This is a genomic window from Paenibacillus ihbetae, from assembly GCF_002741055.1.
Classification (GTDB): Bacteria; Bacillota; Bacilli; order Paenibacillales; family Paenibacillaceae; genus Paenibacillus_AQ; species Paenibacillus_AQ ihbetae.
This window is the reverse complement of record NZ_CP016809.1, coordinates 1,834,894-1,861,350: the sequence shown is the minus strand read 5'-3', so window position 1 is coordinate 1,861,350 and position 26,457 is coordinate 1,834,894. Positions and strand designations below refer to the sequence as shown.

19 protein-coding genes are annotated in these 26,457 nt (G+C 54.4%); 9 read left to right on the top strand and 10 right to left on the bottom strand.

Translation table 11 applies throughout. From position 1 onward, the window contains the following. The first annotated feature begins 115 nt into the window (after nucleotides 1–115). Nucleotides 116–472 (top strand): Rieske (2Fe-2S) protein, encoded by a 357-nt coding sequence (locus tag BBD41_RS08505; RefSeq protein WP_099477264.1) that lies wholly within the window; start codon nucleotides 116–118, stop codon nucleotides 470–472. Nucleotides 473–774: 302 nt separating this feature from the next. Continuing rightward, complete coding sequence (locus tag BBD41_RS08500) at nucleotides 775–1,239, top strand: hypothetical protein (protein ID WP_157929278.1); 465 nt, start codon at nucleotides 775–777, stop codon at nucleotides 1,237–1,239. A 134-nt stretch (nucleotides 1,240–1,373) separates the two neighbouring features. On the opposite strand, the gene BBD41_RS08495 is transcribed toward BBD41_RS08500, so the two are convergent. Genes BBD41_RS08495 through BBD41_RS08485 form a run of 3 tightly spaced genes read right to left on the bottom strand, consistent with a single transcriptional unit; the run spans nucleotide 1,374 to nucleotide 3,034 of the window. Next, nucleotides 1,374–1,916: a chromate efflux transporter ChrA gene (locus tag BBD41_RS08495; RefSeq protein ID WP_099477262.1), complete on the bottom strand. Its 543-nt coding sequence runs from the start codon at nucleotides 1,914–1,916 to the stop codon at nucleotides 1,374–1,376. Continuing rightward, entirely contained in the window at nucleotides 1,916–2,512 is a 597-nt protein-coding gene (locus BBD41_RS08490; protein WP_269467204.1) for a chromate efflux transporter ChrB, read from the bottom strand. The genes BBD41_RS08495 and BBD41_RS08490 overlap by 1 nt, the downstream gene beginning before the upstream one ends. A gap of 39 nt (nucleotides 2,513–2,551) precedes the next feature. Next, nucleotides 2,552–3,034: a chromate efflux transcriptional regulator ChrS gene (locus BBD41_RS08485; RefSeq protein WP_099477261.1), complete on the bottom strand. Its 483-nt coding sequence runs from the start codon at nucleotides 3,032–3,034 to the stop codon at nucleotides 2,552–2,554. Between the two features lie 331 nt (nucleotides 3,035–3,365). On the opposite strand from BBD41_RS08485, the gene BBD41_RS08480 reads away from it, so the two are divergent. The 3 genes from BBD41_RS08480 (at nucleotide 3,366) to BBD41_RS08470 (ending at nucleotide 12,347) form a co-directional block, all read left to right on the top strand. After that, nucleotides 3,366–4,445 carry a CapA family protein gene (locus BBD41_RS08480; protein WP_099477260.1) on the top strand — a complete coding sequence of 360 codons (1,080 nt, stop codon included), beginning with the start codon at nucleotides 3,366–3,368 and terminating at the stop codon, nucleotides 4,443–4,445. A gap of 443 nt (nucleotides 4,446–4,888) precedes the next feature. Continuing rightward, nucleotides 4,889–10,993 (top strand): phosphodiester glycosidase family protein, encoded by a 6,105-nt coding sequence (locus BBD41_RS08475; RefSeq protein WP_099477259.1) that lies wholly within the window; start codon nucleotides 4,889–4,891, stop codon nucleotides 10,991–10,993. Between the two features lie 364 nt (nucleotides 10,994–11,357). Continuing rightward, nucleotides 11,358–12,347, top strand: a complete 990-nt coding sequence (locus tag BBD41_RS08470; RefSeq protein ID WP_099477258.1) for a Gfo/Idh/MocA family protein — start codon at nucleotides 11,358–11,360, stop codon at nucleotides 12,345–12,347. A gap of 233 nt (nucleotides 12,348–12,580) precedes the next feature. On the opposite strand, the gene BBD41_RS08465 is transcribed toward BBD41_RS08470, so the two are convergent. Beyond that, nucleotides 12,581–13,129: a GNAT family N-acetyltransferase gene (locus BBD41_RS08465; protein ID WP_099477257.1), complete on the bottom strand. Its 549-nt coding sequence runs from the start codon at nucleotides 13,127–13,129 to the stop codon at nucleotides 12,581–12,583. Between the two features lie 354 nt (nucleotides 13,130–13,483). On the opposite strand from BBD41_RS08465, the gene BBD41_RS08460 reads away from it, so the two are divergent. Further along, on the top strand, nucleotides 13,484–16,384 hold the full coding sequence (locus tag BBD41_RS08460) for a family 10 glycosylhydrolase (RefSeq protein WP_099477256.1): 2,901 nt from the start codon (nucleotides 13,484–13,486) through the stop codon (nucleotides 16,382–16,384). 86 nt (nucleotides 16,385–16,470) lie between these two features. Here the strand turns inward: BBD41_RS08460 and BBD41_RS08455 are convergent, their stop codons facing one another. Beyond that, a complete protein-coding gene (locus tag BBD41_RS08455; RefSeq protein ID WP_099477255.1) occupies nucleotides 16,471–18,111 on the bottom strand; it encodes a PH domain-containing protein in 1,641 nt (546 codons plus the stop codon). Continuing rightward, on the bottom strand, nucleotides 18,104–18,586 hold the full coding sequence (locus BBD41_RS08450; protein ID WP_077569410.1) for a PH domain-containing protein: 483 nt from the start codon (nucleotides 18,584–18,586) through the stop codon (nucleotides 18,104–18,106). Before BBD41_RS08450 ends, BBD41_RS08455 begins: the two co-directional genes overlap by 8 nt. A gap of 296 nt (nucleotides 18,587–18,882) precedes the next feature. Between BBD41_RS08450 and BBD41_RS08445 the strand changes: the two genes are divergently transcribed. Then, complete coding sequence (locus BBD41_RS08445; RefSeq protein WP_077569409.1) at nucleotides 18,883–19,899, top strand: helix-turn-helix transcriptional regulator; 1,017 nt, start codon at nucleotides 18,883–18,885, stop codon at nucleotides 19,897–19,899. 39 nt (nucleotides 19,900–19,938) lie between these two features. Next, nucleotides 19,939–20,580: a GyrI-like domain-containing protein gene (locus BBD41_RS08440; RefSeq protein WP_099477254.1), complete on the top strand. Its 642-nt coding sequence runs from the start codon at nucleotides 19,939–19,941 to the stop codon at nucleotides 20,578–20,580. Nucleotides 20,581–20,749: 169 nt separating this feature from the next. Here BBD41_RS08440 and BBD41_RS08435 read toward each other — a convergent pair whose 3' ends face one another. The 4 genes from BBD41_RS08435 to BBD41_RS08420 all read right to left on the bottom strand — a co-directional run bounded on the left by BBD41_RS08435 (nucleotide 20,750) and on the right by BBD41_RS08420 (nucleotide 25,020). Continuing rightward, nucleotides 20,750–21,574, bottom strand: coding sequence for a carbohydrate ABC transporter permease (locus BBD41_RS08435; protein WP_099477253.1), 825 nt, complete (start codon nucleotides 21,572–21,574; stop codon nucleotides 20,750–20,752). A 1-nt stretch (nucleotide 21,575) separates the two neighbouring features. Beyond that, nucleotides 21,576–22,526: a carbohydrate ABC transporter permease gene (locus BBD41_RS08430; protein ID WP_099477252.1), complete on the bottom strand. Its 951-nt coding sequence runs from the start codon at nucleotides 22,524–22,526 to the stop codon at nucleotides 21,576–21,578. A 45-nt stretch (nucleotides 22,527–22,571) separates the two neighbouring features. Continuing rightward, nucleotides 22,572–23,885 carry an ABC transporter substrate-binding protein gene (locus BBD41_RS08425; RefSeq protein ID WP_099477251.1) on the bottom strand — a complete coding sequence of 438 codons (1,314 nt, stop codon included), beginning with the start codon at nucleotides 23,883–23,885 and terminating at the stop codon, nucleotides 22,572–22,574. Between the two features lie 202 nt (nucleotides 23,886–24,087). Next, a complete protein-coding gene (locus BBD41_RS08420; protein ID WP_099477250.1) occupies nucleotides 24,088–25,020 on the bottom strand; it encodes an AraC family transcriptional regulator in 933 nt (310 codons plus the stop codon). 181 nt (nucleotides 25,021–25,201) lie between these two features. On the opposite strand from BBD41_RS08420, the gene BBD41_RS08415 reads away from it, so the two are divergent. Then, nucleotides 25,202–26,404: an acyltransferase family protein gene (locus BBD41_RS08415; RefSeq protein ID WP_099477249.1), complete on the top strand. Its 1,203-nt coding sequence runs from the start codon at nucleotides 25,202–25,204 to the stop codon at nucleotides 26,402–26,404. The last annotated feature ends 53 nt before the right edge of the window (nucleotides 26,405–26,457 follow it).

Genomic DNA, 26,457 nt, shown 5'->3' with positions numbered 1-26,457 from the left:
CAGTGCGTTACGGTGCACACAACAAGGAGTGGATGTACGAACCAAGACCGCCGCCTCACAGATTAGGTTGCGAGGTGCAATAAATCGTATGCTTTGCGAGTAAAGGAGGGGGATTATGGCTGTACATTACGTACTGACGGAAGATGCGATCCCGGAGGGCGGCCGCGCCGTCGTCGAAATTGACGGCCGCGAGATCGGCATCTACCGCGTGAACGGTGAATATCATGCCATCCTGAACTACTGTCCGCATCAGGGAGCTCCGATCTGCGCCGGACCCGTCTCCGGAACGACGCTTCCTTCGGAAGTGTACAGCTACGAGTACGGCCGTGAGGGAGAGGTCGTCCGGTGCCCTTGGCACGGTTGGGAGTTCGACCTGCGTACAGGCGAATCGCTGTTCAGCGAACGGATTCGGGTGAAGAAGTACAAGGTGGAGGTGCATGAAGGGAAGATCGGGATCGTCTTGCGGAGATAGGTGAGTAGAACAAATAGTAGAAGAAGTAGAATAGAACAAACAGAAGTAGAACAGAAGCAGAAGCAGAAGTAGAAGTAGAAGTAGAAGTAGAAGTAGAAGTAGAAGCGGAAGCAGGCGAAAAATAGAAACGGGGAAAAACGAAATCAGGGAATGAAAGTTATAGAGACCATATGATGCAGGACTTGGGGATGACTCCGGAATGATCGGGAGTCGTCCTTTTTTAGAATTAAGTTATGAAATCATGTATCATGTAGGGAGGGGACAAGCCCTGCCTTACAAGATTGCATAAAGGAATGAGCACTGTGAACAAAAACACGCGAAGAATTGGAATTGCTGCCATGGCTATTATTTTGATCGGCCTGGGGATCTTTTTTGCTTATGATTATTTCAAGGCAGAAAAGCAATGGACGATGCCGGAGCCTAATATTGAGGTTCAAACGAAAACGATTGACGGCATGACCATTGTATTACGAAACGCGGACTACCTTGATGATGAGGTTACGATCGGCTTCGAACTCCAAGGCGGCGGACCAGAGGAAAATGATCTGGGCTACAGGTTTTACAGCAATGGGCAGCTGCTCGCAGATACAGAAAGCGGAGAGCAGCATAAATTGGGGGAGAATCATTATTACTTAACGGCTAAGGCTAAAGGTGTCTCAGCCCAACCCGATCCTTTAAATTTGAGGGTCCATATTTTGGCGACATCCAATATAGAAGCTCAGGATATTTTATTTAACTTTGATTTGACAGTGCAGAGCGATTCTTAGGGAAAGTACAGTGAGGCCCTTCTCGAGTAGATTACCTTTTGCTCCGTATAGAACAGAACTCGTTGCCAATCAACCTAACATTTAGAAAAAGGAAAAGGCATCCCTGTGAAGGAATGCCTTTTCCAGTTGTTCATTTAAACCACCTGCGACAGCACCAGTCCGCCGTAAGCGAACGCCGCTACGATGACGATCGCCGGGTGAATCTTGCGGATATTCATCGCCCAGAAGGCGGCAGCCGCGATGCCTAGGGATTGCAGCAGCCCGATGGAGATGACCGAGCTTTTGCCCATCTGCCAGGTCAAGGTCAGCATCATGATCGCGATGACCGGCTGGACGAGAAGCGTCATGCCTTTGACGACCGGGGACGTGCGGTATTTCTGAAGCAGGTTCAGCAGCCAGATTAAAGCGGCGGCGGACGGGATGACGGTAGCTGCGAGAGCGATCGCCATGCCTATCCAGCCGGAGACGCCATAGCCGACGAAAGCGGCGATTTTGGTGGCAATCGGTCCCGGCAGCGCGTTGCCGAGCGCCAGCATATTCGAGAAATCGGGATCGCTCAGCCACCCGTGATGTGTCACGATTTCCTTATACATGAGCGGGATGGAGGCGGGGCCGCCGCCGTATCCAAGCACGTTGGAGATGAAGAAGCTGATCAATAGCTGAAGCCAGTCTTCCATCAGGCCGATCCCTCCTTATCCCGGCGCTGCTTTTTAAGCTTAGCCACGACTTTGAAATGCACGGTTCCGTAAGCCAGGAACAGGACGATCACGATGGCGGGGTGAAGCTGGACCGTCTCCAGCAGCAGAAACGAGATCACAAACAGGCCAATGCCGACATAAATGCCAAGTCCCTTGACGGCCTTCTCCCCGAATTCGTAAGCCATCGTGCCCAGCATGACGGCAATGACCGGCGTCACGCCGGCAATCATCCCGGCAACAATTTTGGAGCTGCTGAGAAAGGTTACGGCAGAGAGCAGCGCCACCATCGCGACGCAGGTCGGGAGAATATGGGCGAGCACAGCGATAATGGCGCCGAGCACGCCCTTTTCCCGGTAGCCGAGATAGGCTGCCATCTTCGTGGCGATGGGACCGGGGAGCGCGTTGGCAAGGGCCAGCACCTCGCCGAACTCGTCATCGTTCACCCAGTGATACCGGACGACCGCCTCGTGGCGGATGAGCGGGATGACCGAAGGCCCGCCGCCATAACCAAGGATGCCGGTTCGGAACATGCCGAGCGTCAATTCGATGTAGGGATTGCGGTTGTTAGAGCTCACAATATAAGTCCTTTCTTTCGTAAAGATAAACGCACGGCATCAGAGTCTGATGCCCATCCGGCTTTTATAACGCTTGATGAGGATCTGGGTATCTACGCTCGTAATGCCCGGCAGCGGATACAGCTTCTCATTTAAAAACATTTCCATTTGTTTATGGTCCGTAAACAGCCCGTGCATATGCAGCTTGCTCGGTCCAGTCATGTGGTACAGGCTTGTGACATGCGGCTCGTTCTCCAATGCGTCCGCCACCTGCTGCAGATGCTTCGGCTCAACCTCCACATTAAAAAAGGCGGATACCATGATTCCGACCTTCTCCGGATTGATCACCGCCGCAAACCGCTCGATGACGCCGCTGTCCATAAGCGCGCTGACTCTCGCCTGCACCGCGACGCGGGACAGGCCGACCTCCTTGCCCAGATCCGTATAAGAGATTCGGCCGTGCTTTCCCAGGATGGAGATGATTTTGCGGTCCGTTTCGTCGATCGGGAGCGAAGCGTAGGTCCCGTCGGTATGAACATCCATAACCGATCCAGCTCCTTCGTTTTTAATGATTATGTAATGAATGATAGCCATCATGACAACAAAACGAAATCGAATAGATCGTTTTGATTACGACATGTTTAAATATATGAGAAATTGATTTCACTTTCAATATTTCTCTTCTGAATTGAAACTTTTTGCCCGCAAATTCAGTCTAAATCTATGAAATATCATGAACGAATGGCATTCATTGGAGGATTATCGTTCTATTAATTGGATGAATTAATAGAATTACCCTTTTCTATCAATTTATGATAGAATACTCCGGTGAAGAAAATGTTTCATAGGATTTCATAGAAAGGCGGCAGCATAGATGAAGAAATTAATTGCCCTCATTCTGGTATGTGCAATGCTACTCCCTGTTTCCATCGTATCAGCCGCGTCGGCTGGCGGGACCGGGACGGCCACGAGCAAGACGAGTGCAGCAACCAAGACGAATGCTTCCAAGAACGAGCCGATCGATCTCGTTTTTGTCGGGGATATTTTGCTGGACGGATATGTGGGGAACCAGATCGAACGCTTCGGGAATCTGTATCCGTTCAAGAAGGTTGCTCCTATATTGAAAAAAGCGGACATGGCCTTCGCCAATCTTGAAACGCCGGTGTCCGTCCGCGGCAAGGCCGCGAACAAAACCTTTGCTTTCCGCTCCAAGCCGGATACGCTGAAAGGCCTCGTATACGCAGGGATCGATGGTGTAACACTGGCCAATAACCACATTCTGGACTATGGCCAGCAGGCGATGCTGGACACCATCACCCATCTCAAACGTCAGAAGATCGGATATACCGGTGCAGGCCGCAACATTGACGAAGCGTTCAAGCCGTATGTGCAAACGGTCAAAGGGAAAAAGATCGCCGTATTAGGCGTCAGCCGCGTGCTGTCGGACAATTCCTGGATCGCAGGGAAGAACCATCCGGGGGCCGCATCCGCCTATACGATGGAGCCGATGCTCAGCCAGATCAAGAAGTCGGCGAAGGCGAATGACTTTACGATCGTTTATATTCATTGGAACCAGGAATTCGCCGATTACCCTGATGATTACGCACGGAGCATGGCGAAGAAAATGATTGACGCGGGAGCGGACATCATCGTCGGTTCGCACAGCCACACGCTCATGGGGATTGAGTATTACAAGAACAAGCCGATTTACTATTCGCTCGGCAATTTTGTCTTCAACCGCTCCACGCGCGGCGGAGACAAGACGCTCCTGTCCATGATGGTCCATTTTGAAATTCAGGGCTCCAAGATTACGAGCCGGATCACTCCGGTGAAGATTCTCCAGGGCCAGCCGAACCTGATGGACAAGAAGTACAACAAGGAGATCATCGCGAAGCTGAACAAGCTTTCCTATAATGCGAAGATCGATGCCAACGGCAACGTGACGAAGAAGTAACAAGCACTGGGCAACTTTAAGACAACCGCAGCCTCTCGTGGCAGCGGTTGTTTTTTTGTCCGGCTCGGATCGTGTAGAGGAAGGGAGAGGAGGAGCAAAAAGCGTCGAATGACGGCAAACCGCCCCAATCTAATCCTCTCCTGCCATTCTACAATTTACGCGCTTACGGCATGATGGCAGAAATTCCTGCACAAACAATAAAATAATATTTTACAAAATCTATTGTATTTTGAAATTAAATTTCAATATGATTAGAGAAAGAGGATTCCGCTAGCTTGGCGCAAACGCCTCTTTCAAGTTTTTAAGAGAGTTAACTTCAGATTTACAGAGAAAGGAGGTGGACTTAACAAGTCACCGTTATACTTCCGTAAGCAAGCCCGTTATTCGGGCGGTCTTCAAGCATGAGGAAGCACCCCCACAAGAACGAAGGAGGAATTGATGATATGTTTCGAAGCAAGAAAAGAATATCTTCACTGCTGAGCGGTGTGATGTTTCTTTCCCTGCTGTTCCCCGCCGGTACGCTTCAAGCGGCGGGCCCGGCAGCAGCAGCTGCCCCATCCGGCCTTATTGATATGCGGCAAATGGAGATTGGACCGGGGGCTACATATACTTGGTTGAACATGCACAAGGGGAGCGGGGAACAGAAGGTCCATATGGTGGAATTCGATCCGGCGCAAGGGCAGCTTGAGCTCCAGCCCGGACTGACCGACGGCAAGGTCTACGGCATGCAGGGCGTGAGCAAAATGGCAGCCGATGCCGACAAGGAAGGCAACCGGGTGATTGCCGCCGTCAACGGGGATTTCTACGATATGTCGACAGGCATCCCGCTGGGGCTGTTCATGGGAGACGGAGAGCTTCTGACCGACCCGCCGAACGGCAGGAACGCTTTCGGCATCCGGCAGGACGGGACAACCTTGTACGGAAGTCCAAAACTAACGAAGACAGTCCGGATCGGCGGGACCGATACCGGCATAACGTCCATCAACCGTCTGAGAGGGACGGACGCACTTGTGCTGTATACAGAGAAATTCAACAAGACGACGATGACGAACAGCCTGGGCGATGAGGTTGTTCTGGATATCGTCAGCGGACGGGCGGCAAGCGGTGAAACCCTGGTCATGAAGGTCGCATCCGTTCACAAGGACCGGGGAAATTCCCCAATCGGCCCGAATCAGGCCGTTCTGTCGGCTTCGGGCCAGCAGCGGGCCAAACTCGCGAATCTTCAGCCCGGCGATGAAGTGACCGCCCGGTTCGAGTTGGAGGACGCCTGGAAGGACGTGAAGATGGCCATCGGCGGCACGGTGATGCTGGTTAAGGATGGCGTCGTGCAGCAGCATTCGGATCCGGCCATTCACCCGAGAACGGTAGTTGGCACGAAGGCGGACGGCTCGGTCGTTCTGTTCGAGGTGGACGGCCGGCAGCCGGGCTTCAGCGAAGGCGTCAATTACATCCAGCTCGGCGAGATGCTGCAGGAGCTTGGCGTTGTGAACGCGCTCAATCTGGATGGCGGCGGCTCGGCAACCTTCGTCGCCCGCTTGCCGGGAGAGACCGAACGCAAGGTGCTGAATTCCCCTTCGGACGGCGGAGAACGCAAAACCGCGAACGGCATTCTGCTCGTGAACAAGGCGCCGGAAGGACAAGCGGAGAAGCTTGTCGTGTCGCCGAACCTTGCGCGGGTGCTGACGGGATCGTCCGCGGTATTTACGGCAGCCGCTGTTGACGCGAACCTCCATCCCGCCGCGATGCCGGGAACGCCAGTATGGCAGACCGATCCTGCATTCGGGAGTTTCGACGCCAGCGGCAGGTTCACAGCGGGCAGCCAGCCGGGAGAGACGGAAATAGCCGTTCAATCGGGAACGCTCAGGGGGAGTGCGAAGCTGGAAATCGTCGATCAAATAACGGAGCTATCCTTCCGGGATGAGGTAATGACCTTTCCGTCCGGCTCCACGAATACATTAACCGTCACGGCCCTCCGTAACGGTCAGGTCATTCAGGCCGACAACAGCCGCTTTGAGTGGCGCGTCGAAGGGGATATCGGGACCATTGACGGCACCGGCACATTTACGGCTGCCGATAAGCAGAATGTGAGCGGCAAGATCTATGTTAAATACGGCAGTGTGGAGACCTCGATCGATGTGAACGTCGGGCTCCCGCCGGTTATGCTGGAGGATTTCGAGAATGGCCTTGGCCGGTATAAGGAAAGCGCGGGCGCGCAGTTTAAGTCGACCCGGGTATCGGTCGAGACGGATGATACCTATGTCCGATCCGGCAGCGGCGCGTTGAAGCTGGAGTATGATTTTACCGGTATGACGGGGACTTCCGGTGCATATCTGCAGACGAACAGCGCGGCAGACAATATCGAAATTCCGGGCTATCCCGAGAAGATCAGCATGTGGGTGTACGGCGACGGCAACGGGCATTGGCTCCGGGCTCAGCTTCGGGACGCTAAGGGAAATATCCCGTTGAATTTTACCGATGAGAGCGACGGGGTGAATTTTGTCGGCTGGAAGTACCTTGAGGCTGACGTGCCGAAGGGAAGAACGCTTCCGCTCGTCATGGACATGCCGGTCCGTTATATGGAGACCAAGGCGGACAAGAAGAACGCCGGAGCGATCTATGTGGACGAAATCCGGGCATTGTACGGCCCGGCTAACGACGATATTGAACCGCCGATTCTCAAGGGCTTCTCGCCTGCCGACGGCGAAGAGATCACGAAGAACACGCCAACGATCACGGTATATGCCGAGGATGCGGGCTATGATCCTTCGAAGCATCCGGGAACGACGCTGATCGATCCGGACCGGATTCGCTTCTATGTAGACGGCGTGCTTGTGCAGCATACGCTGTATCCGCCGGAAGGAAGAATCCACTATACGCCAAGCGTTCCGCTTGCCGACGGCATCCATCAAGCGAAGGTGACCGTCCGCGACCTCTCCGGGAATCAGACGACCAAGGAGTGGCATTTCACGATCCATACAGGCGCAGACGCAGCAAAGATCGTGTATGATACGCCGGACACCGTCTACTTGGGGAACAGCTATACGCTGGATATCGGCGGCGTCAACACGTCCCGAATCCGCAGCGGACATATTGAGTTCCAGTTTGATCCGATGAAGCTTGAGAATGTGCGGCTCATTCGAGGCGACAAACTGGATTCTTCCCAGGTATGGGCGGATATCGATCAAGCGAAAGGAACGGTTAAGGTGACCTGGAAGGACATCCATACCGCATCTTTAAGCGATGATGAAGTGATTGGACGAATTGGATATGACGTGAAGAAGGATACGGAAGGCACCAGCGTGATCTCGCTGAAATCCGGCGCGCTAATTTTGACGGACACAGGGGATACGGAGTTTACGTTCTTCGGCCTCCCGATCACTTCCAAGATTGCTGCACATTTGGCGCTGAACTGGAATGAAGAGGGAGCCGTCGAAGGTTATGAGACGGTATTCCACGTAACCGACGCCCAAGGTGCCGCGGTTCAAGACGTGCAGATTACGGCGGACGGCGCGCAGATCGGCACGACGGACACGGCGGGCGAGCTGAGGACAAGCGCGTTAACATCGCAGATCAAGACCTATACCGTTCAAGCGGTGAAGGACAATCAGTACAGCCCGGCTTTGGCGTTTAAAGTATCTCCTCTGTTTGGAACCGAGACGCCAACAAACATCAGCGTTGGCATGGGCGCAGATCCGGCGACCTCGCGGATGTTCAACTGGCATACGCACCCGGCGATCGAGCATACGGTGGTCGAGCTGGTGAAGCAATCCGAATTTACCGGGTTTGATGCGCCGAACGTACAGAAAGTCAGCGGGACAAACGAGCTGTACCACACGCTCGATCTGGGGACGGTTCGTGTCCATAAGGCCGAAGCCGGCGGCCTAGAGCCTGGAACGGCGTACGTATATCGCGTAGGGGACGGCCAGGGCCATTACAGTGAACAAGGCTCGTTTGAAACAGTGTCCCTGACGGAGGAATCGACCAAATTCTTGTACTTTGCGGATTCCCAGGCATCCACCGCGAAGGAATTCGAGCTCTGGGGCCAGACGATTGACAAGGCTGCAGGCGAGCATCCCGATGCGGAATTTATGGTGCATGCCGGGGATATGGTCGATAAAGGCTTCTTGGAAGCGCAGTGGAATGACTGGTTCCGGGAAGCGCAGCCGCATTTCCTGAATACGACGCTTGTATCGGTGATCGGGAACCATGAAGTGATGGGATCGAAGGAGAACGGCGATTTTCTAGCCCATTTCAACCAGCCGGGCAATGGCTTGGACAGTCTGAAGGGTACGAACTTCTCGTTCGATTACAAAAACATTCATTTCATCATGCTGAATAGTGAATATGAGCTGGAGGAGCAGAAGAAATGGCTTGAGCAGGACCTTGCGGGCAACAAGAAGGAGTGGACGATCGCGATCTTCCACCGCGGCCCTTACGGAAGCATTTATGATTCCGCTGAGGTGCGCAATCAATGGGCGCCGGTTCTGGAGAAGTATGAAGTGGATCTTGTATTGAACGGTCATGACCACATCTATGTCCGCTCCTATCCGATGAAGAATCTTGCGATTGCTCCGGACGGCAGCGGAACGACATACGTTGTGGCCGGCTCGACCGGGCCGAAGTTTTATTCCCATACCGAACGGGGCTGGCACCAGGTTGTGGATGAAGAGAAAACCCAGATGTACGCCTCCGTGGAAGTGAATGGAGATGAATTGCGGTTTGTTACGAAAACGGTCGGCGGCCGCCTCGTCGATGAATTTACGCTCACCAAATCCGGAACACCGAAGCCGAAGCCGGAGAGCATCGTCGTATCGCCGAAGCAGCTCAAGCTTGCCGTTGGCGACAGCCGCCAGCTGACAGCGGAAGTGAAGCCGGACGGCGCGGAAGCTTCGGTTACGTGGTCAGTGTACAGTGCCGAGCCGCAGCAAGCCGTCAGCGTGTCGGCCGACGGCATCGTGACCGCCAACGAGCTTGGCGAGGCCATCGTTCGGGCGACAAGCACCGTATCGCCGGAAGTCTTTGCGGATGTGCGGATTATGGTCGGTAAGGAATCGGATATCTCCCTCGAATCCATCCGTTTCAAAGGTAAGCCGGTGCTGAAGGTGGGCGACACCGACCAGACCGTGACGGAGGCCGTATATTCGGACGGCAGCCGAATCCCTGTCATTGAGGGCGTGACGTATGAGAGCAGCAAGCCGGAAGTGGCCACCATCGATGAGCGCGGGACCGTCCGGGCGCTGGCTGAAGGAAGCACGGTGATTTCGGCAACCTACGGAGGCTTCAAGTCGGAGTACGGCTTGAAGGTCATCCGGACCGGCGGAAATCCGAATCCGGATCCTTCGCCTCCGGTGGACCCTCCGGGTAAGCCTCCGGTGTTCCCACCGGTAAAGCCGCCGGTGATACCGCCAAAACCGCCGGTTACGCAGCCTCCGGGCAGGATTACCGTAACGGCTGAGGAATTGGCCGACAAACTGGCAAATGGGAAGGCTGTGTTGACGGTGAACGGCGAATTCGAGGAGCTGATCCTGCCGGGCAACGCGGCTGAGCTGGTCAAGGAGGGGTCGATCCGGATTGTGGCTGATCATATGACAATCACGATCCCGGGCGAAGTTCTAGCTCAGCTGCGCAGGCTTGAACAAGGGGATGAACCGGACAAGGGCTCTATCAAGCTCAGCAGCGTGAAGCTGGAGGAGTCGGCTGCTAATCGTCGGATTGCCGATGCTGCGCGTAAAGAAGGGGCGCAGCTGAAACGGATAGGAGCTTTGTACGAGCTCGGCCTGGAATGGGTGTCCGCCAGCGGTGCGGCCAACAGCTTGAAGGAATTCGGCAAGGCCATTACTCTAGAGCTGCCGCTGCCATCAGGCACCGGTGGAAGCAGAGTCTCCATCTACTATGTATCCGACTCTGGAGAACTGGAGTATATTCCGGGGATCTTGAAGGACGGCCGCATGTCGGCACCGATCCAGCACTTCAGCGCATATGGGCTCCTGCAATACGAGAAGACGTTTGCCGATGTGCCGTCCACGTTCTGGGCCGAGGAAGCGATTGGAGACTTAGCGGCCAAACAGCTGGTCAAGGGCGTTTCCGCGGAACGCTTCGCCCCGGCCCAGAAGGTAACCCGGGCTGAATTCGCGGCGATGCTGGTCCGGATCCTGGGCATCCAGGCTGAGGGGCCGGTGCCGTATAGCGACGTCGCCTCCGGCGAGTGGTATGCAGACACGGTTGCTGCCGCAGCCGATGCAGGCATCGTCTATGGGTTGAGTGGCGACCGCTTTGCTCCCGAAGCGCCGATCAAGCGGCAGGAAATGGCGGCCATGCTTGTTCGTGCCTACGGTTACGCGATGAAGCAGCCGAATGGGGCGGACGTGACCCGCAGCGGATTTGCGGATATCGCCGGAGCTCCGGACTGGGTGCAGGAGGCGGTCAATTCGGCATATGCTCTCGGCTTCGTCAAGGGGCATACGCCAAGCCGCTTCGAACCGGAAGGATACGCGACTCGCGCGGAAAGCGCGCAGGTTATGTTCAATTTGTTGAATAAGCTGCAATAATCTCTGATGTTCCGCCCTCCCGACCTGCAACGATGCAAGGATGGGAGGGCGTTCCTTTTGTATGATGTGTACCGTACCTCCTGTAAGGTCCGGTGATCCGTGACCTTGGCGCGGAGGACGCAGCACTGTCGCCGCGAAACGAACCGTAGCCGGCGAACATCATATAACTCCGTAAACAAAGCCTCCCGAGGGCGCGTCAGGCTTTCGAAATCAAGATGCCGGAAAATTTTAGTTATTTTCATACGCCAAACTCCTTTATAATGAAATTCAAGGCGAAGAAGGGCAGCTCAAGAAACTTACTTTGAGTATGCAAGCTGGAAAGGGATCATTTTTTTGACCACAGCAAACATGAGGAGGAGTTAAGATGCAGGAATCGAAGATCAAATGGGGGATTATGGGGACCGGCTGGATCGCCCAGCAATTTGCCTCCGACCTGGCGCTTGTCAGCAACGGAGAGGCGCTGGCGGTCGGGTCGCGTACGGCGGGAAGCGCCGCCGAATTTGCTTCCAAATATGATATTCCGCGGTCATACGGAAGCTACGAGGAGCTTGTTCAGGACCCAGACATCGATGTTATCTACATAGCCACCCCGCATCCGCTTCATCATGAGAACGTCCGTTTATGCCTTGATGCGGGCAAAGCCGTATTATGCGAAAAGCCGTTCACCATCAACAGCCGCGAGCTGGAGGATCTGGTTGCCGCGGCGCGCGAACGCAAGCTGTTCCTCATGGAAGCGATGTGGACGCGGTTCCTGCCGCCGATCGTGAAGGTTCGCGAGTGGCTGAAGGAAGGACGGATCGGCGAAGTCCGTCTGCTGAAAGCCGATTTCGGATTTCGGAGCGGCTGGAACCCCGAAGGACGACTTCTCAATCTTCAGCTTGGCGGGGGTGCGCTCCTGGACGCAGGCATTTATCCGGTATCCTTCGCATCCATGATTTTCGGAGCCGAGCCTGATGGAATATGGAGCACGGCACATATCGGGGAGACGGGCGTAGACGAGCAGTTCTCGGTGATCTTGTCCTATGATTCCGGCAAAACCGCCTCGTTAAACGGGGCCATCCGGCTGGGCCTGAACAATGAAGCCTACATCTACGGCACGAATGGACATATTCATATTCCTTCCTTCTTGAATGCCAAATCGGCAACGCTTCACGTCGACGGTGAAGACACCGTGCATTTTAACGATGACCGCAAGGAGATCGGATATGCTTTCGAGGCTTATGAAGTGGGCCGTTGCCTGGCCGAAGGGCGGCTTGAGAGCGATGTCATCCCCCTGAATGAATCGGTTGCGATTATGAAGCTGCTGGATCAAATCCGGGGCCAATGGGGCTTGAAGTACCCTTCGGAAGGCTGAGCCAGATCAGCTTAGATGGAGCGGAAGGGACAAGGCATTCAATTGGCCGATGGATAGCAGTAAAAAAAGCAGTGCGGAGCAGCCCGCGCTGCTTTTTTTAGCCATTGAGTCCCTCAGTGGCTCAGTAATGTAATTATTTACATAAGTTTTAAAAGGGGATAACAAGGGGACAAACTCCTCTTGCTGTGCTGGCATGGATAGATTGACACTGCGGCATCGACTATTGCCTCCCCTTATATGTCCCAGTATTCTTGTGTGATGCTGTATAGATTATGATGTTCCCAAACACCATTTATTTTAAGATAGTATTCCGAAAAACCGTCATATCGAAATCCGGCTTTCTCTAAAACACGGATAGAGGCCTTGTTTCGAGGCATGGCCCCAGCTTGTACCCTATGTAACCCTCCAGGCCCAAAAGCGAATTGTAGCGCCAAGCGAACAGCTTCCGTGGTAAATCCTTGTCCGTTATATTGCTCATCCAAGAAATAGCCCAGGGTGCAGCTTTCCCACGCCCCACGGACTACATTGCTTAAATTGACTCGTCCAATGAGACTATTATTGTTTTTCAAGAATATCCCAAACCCGTACCCAGAACCGTTACGCCAATTCTGTTGTACTTTCTCCAAAATGCTTCGCTGCCCCTCTACCGTGTAGTGAGAAGCGGGAGTGGATGGTTCAAATGGTTTAAAGAATTCCCTGTTTCGAATTCGTAAATCGAGTAACGAATTCAGGTCATTCCATTCCAATCGACGAATATAAATACGGTCAGTATCTAGTCTCAATCTCTCACCTCAAAATTCACTTCTTAGTCAATTTGCCAAATAGCGTACACCATGCCTTAACATAGCCTTATTTTAAGAGCGTTACACATGATTTACAACGTTCCCTGCGAGCGACTACGACGTCTACGCCATCACGCTTCCAAATTCCTGCTGGTTGTCTAAAATTTTATTTTATAAAAACTATTGAATTTTGAAACAAAATTTCAATATGATAGAGGCAGGATAATCGTTGGTTTTATTTCCCTTCGGTTTTCCATATCACGCGCAGGAGGTGGGCGGCAGCTCTCGATGTAATCGGAAGGTTGTCATTACCAATATTCCACGAGTTTAGTGGCAAGGAGTGAATTAGTGAATATGATCACCTCAAGGAGCGTTCAACGAAGCAAATCCTTTATGTCTTTGGCTTTGGCACTGGCTGTCATGATCAGTTCGGTATCCGTGTGGGGCAGTTCGGGAGCCGCTTACGCAGACGATGTTCCGAAATCGTTTGTAGTCGAGGAGTTTGAAACTGCCGGAAACATAACTGCCTCCGCCGTCAGGGGGAAAGCCCAACTGGGGATGATCAGCCATCCCGATCCGGTATATTACGGGTATCATGCTGCGAGTTTGAGCTATGATTTTGTCGGCAGCGAGTCGGGCACGTCGGCAGCGTATCTCAATTTTAAAGACCTCGACGGCTCGGCGGGCAGAAGCGTTCCGGGCAATCCGAAAGCGCTCGGCTTATGGGTATACGGGGACGGCGGGAATCACTGGCTTCGGGCGCAGCTGCAGGATGCGGCAGGCGGCAAATATGCTGTTGATTTAACCACCACCTCGGGATTCAGCTGGAAAGGCTGGAAATACGTCAAGTTTTCCGTTCCATCCACCATCAAGGCTCCTCTCAAAATCAATCAAATTTATATCACCGAGTTAAAAGATACAAATAAAAACAGCGGCACGGTGTACTTCGACCGATTGACCGCATTCTACACCGATTCCCAGATCTACGGGCTCGATATCGGCGGATTGACGCCGATGGGCGTCGGGGAAGCCATCAAGCCTCAGATCTATGCGACGTATGCCGGCGAGTCCGAACCGGTGCCATTAACCTCAGGCGTGAAGCTGACGAGCAGCGACGAGACGATCGCTACGGTTACAGGAGCTACATACGACACGATTGAAGCGCTTTCACCGGGCGTGGTTACAATTACGGCGGAATACGCCGACGCGCCGAAGGCTCAGCTGGAGCTGCATGTCATGGCAGATGCGCCTTCCCCTGGCCAATTGCTTGTATCCGGTCCGGTTCATCTGGAAACCTCGGTTACCGGCGCCTTGAGAACAAGCGTGGTTTATTCCGTTTACGGTACGGCCATGGAGCCGGTTCTGCTGGCGGAGGGGGTTGCTTATGCCAGTGACCGTCCGGACGTCGTCACCGTGGATAGCAGCGGAAGCCTGCAGGCTGTCGGGAAAGGCACTGCGGTGATTACCGTTTCTTATAAAGGAGCAGCCGCCCAGCACGCGATTACGGTCACCGATCCGGTGCCCGTGCTGCAGAGCATTGCACTGCAAGGATTAACCTCGGTTACGGTTGGGGATTCGTTCGAAACGTCTGTCTCGGCGACCTATTCGTGGATGGAGGAGCCGGTAACGATTACGGAAGGCGTTGCGTTTACCAGCAGCAATCCGGCAGTGGCATCCGTCGATGAGAAGGGAGTTGTTAAAGGCTTGAGCATCGGTTCATCACGCATTACGGCGACTTATGAGGGGAAGACCAGCTCGCTCTATATCATCGTGAACAAGCAGGCTGAGCATCCGAAAGCCGAGATGAGAGCCGCCTGGATCGCCACGGTGGACAATATCGATTGGCCGGCCAAAGGAGTTACCGATCCCGAGCAGCAGAAGCAGCAGTTCATCCGGCTGCTTGACGAGCTGGAGGCCGCCGGGATGAACGCGGTCATCATGCAGATCAAGCCGACGGCGGATGCCTTCTATCCGTCCGAGTACGGTCCATGGTCCGAGTGGCTGACCGGCGTCCAAGGCAAAGACCCGGGCTACGATCCGCTCGCTTTCCTGCTGGAGGAAGTGCATAAACGCAACATGGAGTTCCATGCCTGGTTTAACCCGTATCGGATCAGCCTTCAGGGAGATATCAACAAGCTTGTAGCGGATCATCCCGCTAGGCAGCATCCGGAGTGGGTGGAGGCTTACGGGGGCAAGCTGTACTTCAATCCGGGCATACCGGAGGCCCAGCAGTTTATTCTGGACGGCATTATGGAGGTAGTAAGAAACTACGATATCGATGCCGTGCATTTTGACGACTATTTCTATCCGTATCCCGTTACGGGCGTTGATTTCCCGGACGAGGATACGTATGCCCAGTATAAAGGGTCCTTCACGAACAAGGCGGACTGGAGAAGAAACAATGTGAACCAATTCGTTCAGAAGATCAGCCATGCGATTAAACAGGAGAAGAGCTATGTGAAGTTCGGCATCAGTCCGTTCGGCATTTGGAAGAACAAGTCCAGTGATCCAAGCGGGTCGGAAACGAATGGACTGGAAAGCTACAATGCCATTTACGCCGATTCGAAAAAATGGGTTGAAGAGGAATGGATCGACTATATCACGCCGCAAATCTACTGGAATATCGGCTACTCGGCTGCCGCCTACGACAAGCTGATCGAATGGTGGAGCGATGTGGTCGCCGGTCATAACGTGCATCTGTATAGCGGGCAAGCCGTATATAAAATCGGGACAACGGCCGAGTGGTCCAATCCGGAGGAAATGCCGAATCAGGTGAAGTATAACCGCGGCTTCGAGGAAGTCCGCGGCAGCATGTACTTCAGCTCGAAGTGGTTCGCCGAGAATGCGCTTGGCTTTACGGACCGGTTGAAGACAGATCTGTACCGGTATCCGGCACTGGTGCCGGCCATGCCGTGGCTCGATATGGAGGCTCCGTCCGCGCCGCGGAAGCTTAAGGCCAATAAGGCTCATGGCGTAAACCTGAGCTGGGAGCCAGCCGGGGACGAGACCTACTATGCGATCTACCGGTTCGACGGGGGCAATGCCGGCAGCATAGACGATCCGGCAAACCTGCTGGGCACGTTCAGAAGAACCGGTAACGGGACGCAGCATTTCTCGGACGACACGGTGATCAAGCATCAGACCTATACGTATGTGGTGACTGCCATTGACCGTCTTCATAACGAAAGCGCGGCGACCGCCGTCCTAACGGTGAAAGCCGGGGGAACCGGCAAGCCGCCCGGAAAATCGAAGTAACCGGGAAGCACGGTACCTAAAAGCATGGAGCGACCTGAGTAACTGAGAAAAGAAGTGCCTGAATGAAAAGAGAGAGATCAGCTTTGTCACGAAGCTGATCTCTCTCCTTTTTTGTTTTGGAACCAAGCCCAGACGGCCATGATCTCCCGTTCGTCCATCCCGACCAGGCTCTCGTTAATGTCGCTTAATATCATCTTCACTTGAAGGGACAGCAGCCCCCGTCTTCGCTGTCTTCGTGTGCCGGTAACCTCGATCGCAATGATCTGCGGCCGCCGGATATATTTCGTGGAAAGGGCCAGGAACCTGCTGCGAATCGTAAGCTGCTTGCCGGTAATGTTCAGGCCGGAATCGCGGTGGGCCGCCAATCCCCACCCTATGGCAAACGGGAACAGGAGCAACGAGAGCATGCCGAGCCAGCCGAAGTACCAGATGCATCCGATGCTGACCGCAGCGGCAAAGGCCAGCTTCCACCGAAGATACATCCATTTCGCATGGGGCGGCGGCGAAGCCGTAATGGCCTGAACGTCCAGCTGGGGCGTGACCCGCGCGAGCAGCTCCGGAATGTCCGCGGTTTTTATCAGCGGGTGAAGCATGAAATGCTTCTCCGATTCGGACGTAAGCACGTGCACCTTCACTTCGGCATAACCGAACCAGCGGCGGAAGATGCCTTCTTTTACCGTGGCAGCCAGCACCCGTTCGGGGGAAAACAGCAGCCTCTTTTTCTCGAGCAGACCGTAGCTTACGGAGATTTGCTTGCCGATCCTTTCAACGGTAAACCCAGCGTATTTAATCATATACAGAATGACGGACAGCAGCCAGGCCAGCACGACGGCAAGTATGGCAATGCCTGCCCAGTGTCCCGGGAGAATCCGCCCTGCCGATTGAAACAGGCTTTGGTATATTTGATCCGGAAGCAGGTCATCCGCAAACGATAGGATACCGCCGACGAAGGCCAAAGCCAGGGACAAGTTCGGGGAAGACAGGGCAGCCGTAAGCAGGCGGCGAGACGGCAGCTGAAGCAAAATGCTCCGTTCTTCCGGAGAGACCGATGCAGGCGGGGCAACGTTACCGCGGTCGTTAGGGTAGCCGCCGTCGCTGCCTGCCCCCTGCGTATTTCCGGATGCTTCAGCCGTATCCCGTTCCCATGACACCATGCGTTCATGTGGGGAAGTGCCTTCGATCATCGGCTCCGCACCATCTGCATTGACGATGCCGCCGTCCGCATAGGCTGCCGCATCGTGCGTTTGCGCTGCAGGCCGATCCGGCTGCAAGGCCCGTGTCCGGTCCCGGAGCCAAAGCTGGAGCCGTTCCGCTTCGTGGTCCGTTACGGCGGGGAGCACACCGCCATCCTCCGATTTGCCAGGCGTCTCGATGCGGATCTGCGTCAGCCCGAGCAGCCGCTGCAGCAGCGGCTGCTCGGTATTCATCGTATGAATTCGTCCGGCATAAATGGACAGCTCCTCCCGGAATAACACGCCGCGCTGGATCAGAATTTTGTCTTCTTCCAACGTATAGGCAAACCGTTTCCAGCGCAAGTATCCATACAGGAGCAGAAGGGCTGCAAGGATGACAATGCCGGCAGATAACCAGTACCATGGGACATCGTTAAGGGATTTTCCGTTAAAAAACTTGATCGATACAAAGGCAGCGAGGGGAACAAGCGATTTGACGCTGTTCACAAGCGGAAACAGAATATAAAGGCGGTGGAGCCTGCTAGCTTCATTCATCATGATCCACCACTTTGGCCAGATCGCCGATCTGCTTCTTCAAAGCCTCCGCCTCTTCCAGTTCGAGCGCCTGGATGACGTGCGTCGTTGCGGCGGTAACCACCTTGACTTTGGCAAGTCCGTATTTGCGGAGCAGGGGGCCCCGTTCCAATTCAACGTGCTGCACGCGGGTCATCGGGACGAGCGTATCGCTCAGCCAAATCCAGCCGGATCTAAGCTCCAGCTCCTCTTCACTGACCCGGAAGCCAAACTGCTTATAGGTGAAGGCCGGCACCGACCAGGTAAACCAGGCTCCTGCCGCCAACAACCCAATAGCAATCCAGCCAGGCAGCTGGGTCCAGCCGAAGATGCCCGCCATAACCAGATATGCGACAGCCGCTAATAAAATGACCCCATCCATAATAAAGCCCGTCAGGCGTGAAATGGTGACAGAGTCGGGGTGACACCGGCGCATGGTGTCCATTCGATGATCCATTGTTGGTTCCTCCTCGATGTTTCGGGATCAGGCAGTTCTAACATGAGCTTCTATGTATGTTTTTACGCTTGTGGGGAGTCATCCGTTTCATCCTGCGCCTTAATCCCGTTTATGACCGTACTTCTTGTAATGGTTCATGGTTGTTATTATAGCATCCCGACTTGAATGGCTTGTGAACCTGACTTAACGATTGCATTAACAGACCGCAGTTCCGTTAAGCTCGAATTAAGATTAGACAGCGGCTTGAACGTTTTTTTGTATAATGGAAGGAATCGGACAAGGAAGGACATGAATTAATGAAAATCGATCGTCTATTAGCGATAACCGTGCTGCTCTTGAATCGGGGAAGATGGAGCGCCAGCGAGCTGGCCGAACGCTTTGAAGTATCCGCGAAAACGATATACCGCGATATGGATGCACTATGCCGGGCAGGGCTGCCGATCGTTGCCCATCAGGGCATCGCCGGCGGATTTGAGATGATGGAGCAGTATACCATTGACCGGTATTGGTTGACGGCAGAGGAGATGGGATCCCTCGTGACCGCCGTTAAAGGAATGAGCCGTGCGCTGGATGACCGCGAGCTGGATATGCTGCTTGAGAAAGTGAAGGCGCTGCTTCACAAGGTGAAGCAGGGCTACGGGAAAGGGTATGCATATGAACATGGCGACGTGAAAATCGGACCGGGAAGTGATCGGAGCAGGCCCCCTGTCGTTATGGATTTTCAGCCTTGGGGGCAGCGGGAAGGGCTGAAAGCAACAGTCAGCCTTCTGAAAAAGGCGATCCAGGAAAAACGGGTCGTATCGATGCGTTACATCGATTCATCCGGCACAGCCGAGTGCCGAACGATGGAGCCGATGTCCCTCATTCTGAAGGGGAATGTATGGTATGTGCAAGCCTACTGCTTGGAGCGTGAGGATGCCCGGGTATTCCGGTTGTCGCGGATGCAGGATGTAACGCTAACGAACCGCAATTTCGAGCCGAGGCCGATGCCCTTGATGGAACGGATGGATTGGGAGGATGCCTGGTCGGACGCGCCGGAGCAGGAGGTTGTATTATGGTTTGGGCCGAAGGCTCGCCGGCGGGCAGCGGACGTGTTCCCGGCAGAGCAAATGGAGCTCTTGGAGGACGGCTCCTTCCGCGTGCGGTTAATTCATAAGGTGGACGAATGGTTTTACGGCATGGTTCTCAGCTTTGGCGACCAGGTTATTGTCGAGCATCCCGAGGAAGCTGCACAGGAAGTCAGGAGAAGGGCGGAAAATATGTTGAAGCGCTACAGCAACTTGGACAGGCAGCTGTCCAAGTTCCCCCTTTAGAATAGACCATAGATTCAATTCTTAAAGGAGGGCGTCATCATGAACACAAACATCGGCCGCCAGAAGAAGCCGCGGATCGAATCCAGACCGGCTATGTCCGTACGGGGCGTGGGTGCACGGACGACAAACGAAGCGGAGGCAGGGGCAGACGGCGTGATCCCCCGGTTATGGGAGCACTATTTCCGGAGCGGGATTCAGGGGGCTGCCGCCGGTGATCAAGCCGTCTATGCGGTATATACCGATTATGAAAGCGACGCTTCAGGTGCGTATACACTCGTCATTGGCCATGAAACGGAAGGAACCTTCGGAGATGGGCCAGACAGAGAAGAGGTTGAGCACGTTAGGCGTACGGAAAGCCAGAACGCAGAGAGCATAGGGAGCATAGAGAGCACTGAGAGTGTAGAGAACTTGTATCGTGCAGGGAGCCCAGGCGGCGCTAAGCGCGAAGAGGAAGGGACTATTGTAGAGCGCAGCGTCTTTATACCGGAATCCAGATATTTGGTATTCCCGGCGAAGCCGGGTCCGTTCCAGGAAACGGTGCCGCAGGCCTGGCAGGAAATCTGGAGTTATTTCCAGGATGCCGAGGAAGTACGAGCCTATTCGGGAGACTTTGAACATTATCGTTTCCAGGCGGCTGATCCTGCCCATCCCGTCGTCGAGATCTATATTGCGATTAAATAGTGGGAGAACGTGCCGGCATTGTTTAAAGGCTTTGCTTCCGGGAACACGACACAATCGGGGAATACGCCGTATTAACCTGATGCTGGACTAACTATTAACGGGAAAAGCTCCTAAGCGTCTGCCATGACGCGAAGGAGCTTTTCTGTGCCGGAAACGGCGTTCCCGAAGATTATTTAAACCCGGTTAAGGCGGATCCGGATTTCATGAAGTACTTCTGGCCGAAGAAATAGATCAGAATCATCGGAACCGCCATGATGGTGGAAGCCGCCATCAGCTTTTCCCACTGGGCCCCGTGATCCTGCTGGAAGCTCTGCAGGCCGACGGTGATCGTCCACTTGGCCGAATCGTTCAGATAGATCAGCGGCCCCATGAAATCGACGTAGGACCACACGAAGGAAAACAAAGCGACGGTGGCTAGAGCCGGCTTCAGGATCGGCAGGATAATCCGGGCGTATATCCGCAGCTCCGAGGCGCCGTCGATCTTGGCCGCCTCCGACAGCTCCATCGGCACGCCGAGCAGAAACTGGCGCAGCAGAAAGATGAAGAAGGGAGCTCCGAAGAAAGCGCCGATCGTCAGCGGTACGATGGTATTGACCCAGCCCAGGTTCGTAAAGATGATATACTGCGGGATCATCTGGACCTGAGCCGGCAAAATCATGGTTGCCACCACGATGGTGAAGATGATCTTTCTTCCTTTCCACGGGATCCGCGAGATCGAGTAGGCTACGAGCGGTGCGGACAACAGCTGCCCGATTATGTTCAAGATGCAGATCAGGAACGTGTTCATCATATATTTCGTGAAGGGGATCGCCTCGACCGCCGCTTGGTAGTTCGACCATTGGACCTTCTCTGGGAAGATCGTCGGCGGAAACTTCAGAATCTCCTCCGGCGTCTTGAGCGAGGTCATGACGAGCCATAGGAACGGGAACAGAAATACGTTTGATAGCAGGATAAGCAAGGCGTACGGCAATACGGCTTTTAACCTGGCGGCCACGTTACTCACCTCCATAATAGACCCAACGGCCCGACGTTTTGAGCAGCAGCAGCGTCATCAGCAGCACGATGATAAACAGAATCCAGGCTAGGGCCGATGCGTAGCCCATCTTCAGAAAAACAAAGGCTTCCTGGTACAGATTGACGGCATAGAACAGAAGCGACTGTTCCGGTCCGCCCAAGGAGCCGCCATCCGCTTTGCCGCCAGCCAGAATATACGATTCGGTAAAGATCTGGAATGCACCGATGAGTCCCATGATGAGCTGGAACAGAATGATCGGCGACAGGGCAGGGAGCGTAATCTTCCAGAAACGATGCCATGCGCCCGCCCCATCCACCTGCGCAGCTTCATAGTACTGCTTCGGAACGCCCTGCAGGGCGGCCAGGAAGATCAAGGCTCCGGCCCCTGAGCCCCACAGACTCATCAGAATCAGCGAAGGCTTCGTATAGCGCGGATCCAGCAGCCAGGCAGGATCGGGCAGGCCGAGAGCCCGCAGCGCCATATTGACCAAGCCGAAATCCGGGTTAAGCATCCAGGTCCACAGCAAGGCGCTGGCGACGATCGGAATGACGGAGGGAAGGTAGAAGATCGTCCGGTAATAATTGATCCCCCTTGCCTTGAAGTTCAAGACGACGGCGATCAGCAGCGATGCCACCAGCGTAATCGGTACAGATACGAAAGCCATAAAGAACGTGTTCCCGAGCGAGGTGTAGAAGCGGTCATCCTGCAGGATATGCTCGTAATTTTGCAGTCCCACCCACCTTGGCGTGCTGAACAGATCGTATTCCGTCAGGCTCAAATAGAGCGAACCGAAGAACGGGTACACGGTAAAAGCCAGAAAGCCGACGATCCAAGGCGAGGCGAATGCCAGGCCGAGCCAAAAGTACCGGCGTTCCTTCCTCGACCAGCGGGCTTTAGGTCTTGGTGAATGTACGGGTGCGGAGGCATTCATCTTCGCGTACTCCTTTCATTTCGAAGTCGTGATCCGTGCTTGGGATTATTTGACGAGCGGTTGGATTTTTTCCTTCACGTTCGCAAGCCCATCCTCGATGCTGACCGTGCCGCGGAGAATCGCGTCCACTTGGGCGCTGAATTCCGTCATGTACTCGTTCGTGAAGGAAGTGGCCGGGAAGGATTTCAGATTCTCGCTTGCCGAGTAATCGAGAAATTCCTTAAAGCCGGGCACATTCTCGTAGAGCGGGCTCGCGAACGCCGAGGTCCGGGTCGGCAGGTTGCCGATGGCCGCCGTGAACTCGGCCATTTGCTCCGGCTCCGTCATCCACTTGATGAAGGCCCATGAGGCGTCCGGATGCTTCGCCCCTTTCGGAATGTAGAATACGCTGGTCGTGACATTGCCCGGATTTTTGCGCTCGGGATGATTCTCGTCATATGGAATCGGAGCAATGCCGTAATTCAGATCGGGTGCGAACTGCTTGATGAAGGTCGGCAGCCATTCGCCGTCGACCGTCATGGCGTACTTGCCCGAGAAGAACGGATTCTGCGCCGACATGTATTGTCCGAGTCCCGATGAAAACCGGTCCAGGTTATCCGAGCCGTATTGGTCCCAGATCTCCTTCGACAGCTTGATGGCCGATTGAATGCCTTCATGGTCAGGCGTGACCTGCTTGGCCGCTTCGTCATAGAACGAGCCGCCGTAGGCATAGGAGAACGTGTAGGCGTCCATTCCCGGCCACAAGCCGAGCCGCGACAGTCGGCCGCCGTCTTCGACGATACTGAGCGCCTTAATGTATTCCTTCAGCTCGCCGAGCGTTTCCGGGGGACCGTCATAACCGGCTTCCTTCAGGATATCCTTGTTGTAGAACAGCATGGACACATGCATGGCCGTCGGAATCGCATAGGTGGCGCCTTCATGCTGCGACGTGCTCAGCGCCGCCGGCACGAAGTCGTCTAGATCGACCCCGTCCTTGGCGATATAATCGTCCAGCGGCATCATCGCTCCGCGCAGGCCCCATGGGACGACGTTCTGTCCGAATTGGGAGGCGACGTCCGGCGGATTGCCCCCCGTAATGGCGGTTAGCTGCTTCTGGTAGTCGCTCTGCGAAAGGCCCTTGACCTGGATTTCCGGATGGGCCTCGTTCCATTTGGCGATGAGCTTCTCCAGCGCTTCGGCTTCCGGACCGGTCCAGCCGTACCAGAAGCTCAGCTCCACGGCATCCGCGGCAGCAGGCTGGTCCGGTTCTTCGCCGCTTGTCTTGCCGGGCTCTGCGGTGCCCCCGCTTCCTCCCGAGCAACCGGCGATCATGATCGATAACAGCAAATACCATAAACCAAACCATGTTTTCTTCTTCATCCTTCTTCCTCCCCTTTTTTCGAAGTCCGTTTAAAGATTGTCTGCTTAAAAAATAGATCATTTCCCTCCCAACCCATCAACAAATCCTGGTGCTCCAATAACCGGCCCTGATCCCGTTATTTGTAGGATATCGTAGCATTTCATTTCGCCATTTCATTTCACTATCGTGCGTAAAAATAGGATTATCGTATGATTTGCCAAGCTACTTGATCGCCTGTTTGCGGAACTCCGTCGGGGAGATGCCGGTGTATTTTTTAAAGATCCGGCAGAAGTAGGAGAGCTCGTTGAATCCGGTGGAATAGCATACGTCCGTGACGGACAGGTCGGCCTGCTTGAGCATGACCATAGCCTGGAGAATCCGGAGGTCGGTCAAATAGCGGTTGAACGTTTTGCCTGTCCAATCCTTGAATACTTGGCAGAAGGTGGACCTGGACAGGTTCGAGAGATCGCACAGCGCGTGAAGCTTCAAATCCTCCTGGTAGTGGCGGTGAATGTAATCCACCACCTTGGTCATGATCTCCCGGTACTTCTCGGATTTCTCGAATCCTTCCCGGACGAGCTCACCGTTGACCTGCCGAACCAGAATGGAGAGCAGTACGAGCAGCTGGGCCTTGAGCGTCAATTGAAAGAAGGGGGCGCGCCGCTCATATTCCATCAGCATCTCCTTCATCACGTTACGCACCGCGGTTTCGGTTCCGCCGTCCAGTGAAATCCGGGCCTGGGCATCTGTATCCTCGCGGAGAAACGATCCCAGAAAGGCCATATCGAAGAAGACCTCCTCCTCCGGAAACTCCTCGAACCGCTCATTCACAAACGACGGCATGAACTCGCAGCCGTAGATTTCATAATCCCCGTCCTTGGGGATCGTGACGCTGTGCAGCGTGAACGGCGGGATGACGAAGATGTCGCCCTTGGTCAGCTGATACGTCCGGTTGTTAACGGTGTGCGACAACGCGCCTTTGGCCACGTACCATATTTGAAAATAGTCATGGCAGTGCGTCCACAAGCTCTGCTGATGGATCAATCGATACATTTTGCAAGGAAGTCCTTCCAACATCTCCATCTTTGAGTTAAAATAAACGACACCTGATCCCGTTAGCTTCTCAAGATCAACCAGGCTCCAATAAATACCCATTGCCATTCCCTCCCTGATCATATCCCTGATTTTTAGGAAAACGCTTTCAAAACATAATTCGTCAAGGCTGTTTTCTTCCCCCCGACGATCTCTAAGAAATTTGCAGCGCCCTTCTTCCTCCCCTTTGGAACCATAAGTCGCCGGTTTCGTGTAAGCCGGGTTTCAAAGGGAGCTAAAGACCATGAAAAAAATCGTGTATTTGGATGGCTTGCGGGGGCTTGCGGCCTTTGTAGTCGTGATCGCCCACTTCGTTCAGGTGTTTATGCCTTCCGTGATTGAAGGGCGGGAGGAGATCCGGCATTTCGCATTCGAGGAGGTGCTGGCGGAAACGCCGCTGAACCTGCTGTTTAACGGCAATTTTTCGGTGTGCCTTTTCTTTGCGCTGAGCGGCTATGTGCTGAGCTGGCGCTATTTTCGCAGCGGGGACCGCACGATTCTGTATTCCGCGGCAATAAGAAGGTATTTTCGGCTGGCGGGACCTGCTTTTGCGTCAGTTGTGATCGCCTATGCCTGCATGATCGCCGGCTGGGGCATGTTCGACGATGTCAGGGGATTGACCGGCTCGTCGATGCCGGATCCGTTTGCGGCGGATGCGAGCGTGCTTACGATGGTGAAGGAGGGGCTGTTCCATACGTTTTTCACCTATGGCGCGCAGTATAATCCGGTGCTGTGGACGATGACGTACGAGCTGTTCGGTTCGCTGTTCATTTTTGCGTTTTTGCTTCTTTGCGGCAAGCGCCGTATCCGCTTTGTCCTATACGCCGCCCTTGTCTGCTGGCTGCTCGATTCATATTACCTCGCGTTTGTGATCGGCGTGCTGCTGAGTGACCTTCAGCACAGCGGAAAGGACCGGCTAGCACGGGTCCGGCGCCCCTGGATCAATGCCGTCCTGCTCGTCGCCGGCCTGTTCTTCGGCTCGTATCCGTACATTCATCCAGCCGGCACCCTTTATGCCGTGCTCTTATGGAAGACAAGCAACTTTGACTTCTTTGTCTTCTATCACGTGATCGGGGCAGGGCTGGTGTTGACGGCTGTGCTGAATTCGAGCCGGCTGCAGGCCCTCCTGGGCAGCAAGTGGTGCGCATATTTGGGAAAAATCTCGTTCTCGCTCTATCTCGTTCATTTCACGATCCTATGCACCTTCGGATGCTTCCTGTTCTTGCAGCTGAGCGCCGTTCTGCCTTACGGCATCAATCTTCTGATCACGATCGCGGTAACGCTGGCGTTCATCATGGCAATCGCACACGGGTTCTATCGGCTCGTTGACGCCGTGATCCTTGATGTGTTGTCCCGCTGGAACAAACGGATGTTCATCGGAGCGAAACGGGCGGAGAAGAAAAGGGGGACAAAGCCGGTAGCAGCCGGCGATCAAGCGATGGATTAACCTCCAAATCCGGCCGGTGAGGCACGGAATCGGCGAGTACCGCGAGGCACCGA

Coding starts and splice junctions, on each gene's coding strand:
- BBD41_RS08505 (WP_099477264.1), top strand. CDS start 116: ATGGCTGTACATTACGTACTGACGGAAGATGCGATCCCGGAGGGCGGC.
- BBD41_RS08495 (WP_099477262.1), bottom strand. CDS start 1,916: ATGGAAGACTGGCTTCAGCTATTGATCAGCTTCTTCATCTCCAACGTG.
- BBD41_RS08485 (WP_099477261.1), bottom strand. CDS start 3,034: ATGGATGTTCATACCGACGGGACCTACGCTTCGCTCCCGATCGACGAA.
- BBD41_RS08480 (WP_099477260.1), top strand. CDS start 3,366: ATGAAGAAATTAATTGCCCTCATTCTGGTATGTGCAATGCTACTCCCT.
- BBD41_RS08475 (WP_099477259.1), top strand. CDS start 4,889: ATGTTTCGAAGCAAGAAAAGAATATCTTCACTGCTGAGCGGTGTGATG.
- BBD41_RS08470 (WP_099477258.1), top strand. CDS start 11,358: ATGCAGGAATCGAAGATCAAATGGGGGATTATGGGGACCGGCTGGATC.
- BBD41_RS08460 (WP_099477256.1), top strand. CDS start 13,484: ATGATCACCTCAAGGAGCGTTCAACGAAGCAAATCCTTTATGTCTTTG.
- BBD41_RS08455 (WP_099477255.1), bottom strand. CDS start 18,111: ATGAATGAAGCTAGCAGGCTCCACCGCCTTTATATTCTGTTTCCGCTT.
- BBD41_RS08450 (WP_077569410.1), bottom strand. CDS start 18,586: ATGGATCATCGAATGGACACCATGCGCCGGTGTCACCCCGACTCTGTC.
- BBD41_RS08445 (WP_077569409.1), top strand. CDS start 18,883: ATGAAAATCGATCGTCTATTAGCGATAACCGTGCTGCTCTTGAATCGG.
- BBD41_RS08440 (WP_099477254.1), top strand. CDS start 19,939: ATGAACACAAACATCGGCCGCCAGAAGAAGCCGCGGATCGAATCCAGA.
- BBD41_RS08430 (WP_099477252.1), bottom strand. CDS start 22,526: ATGAATGCCTCCGCACCCGTACATTCACCAAGACCTAAAGCCCGCTGG.
- BBD41_RS08425 (WP_099477251.1), bottom strand. CDS start 23,885: ATGAAGAAGAAAACATGGTTTGGTTTATGGTATTTGCTGTTATCGATC.
- BBD41_RS08420 (WP_099477250.1), bottom strand. CDS start 25,020: ATGGGTATTTATTGGAGCCTGGTTGATCTTGAGAAGCTAACGGGATCA.
- BBD41_RS08415 (WP_099477249.1), top strand. CDS start 25,202: ATGAAAAAAATCGTGTATTTGGATGGCTTGCGGGGGCTTGCGGCCTTT.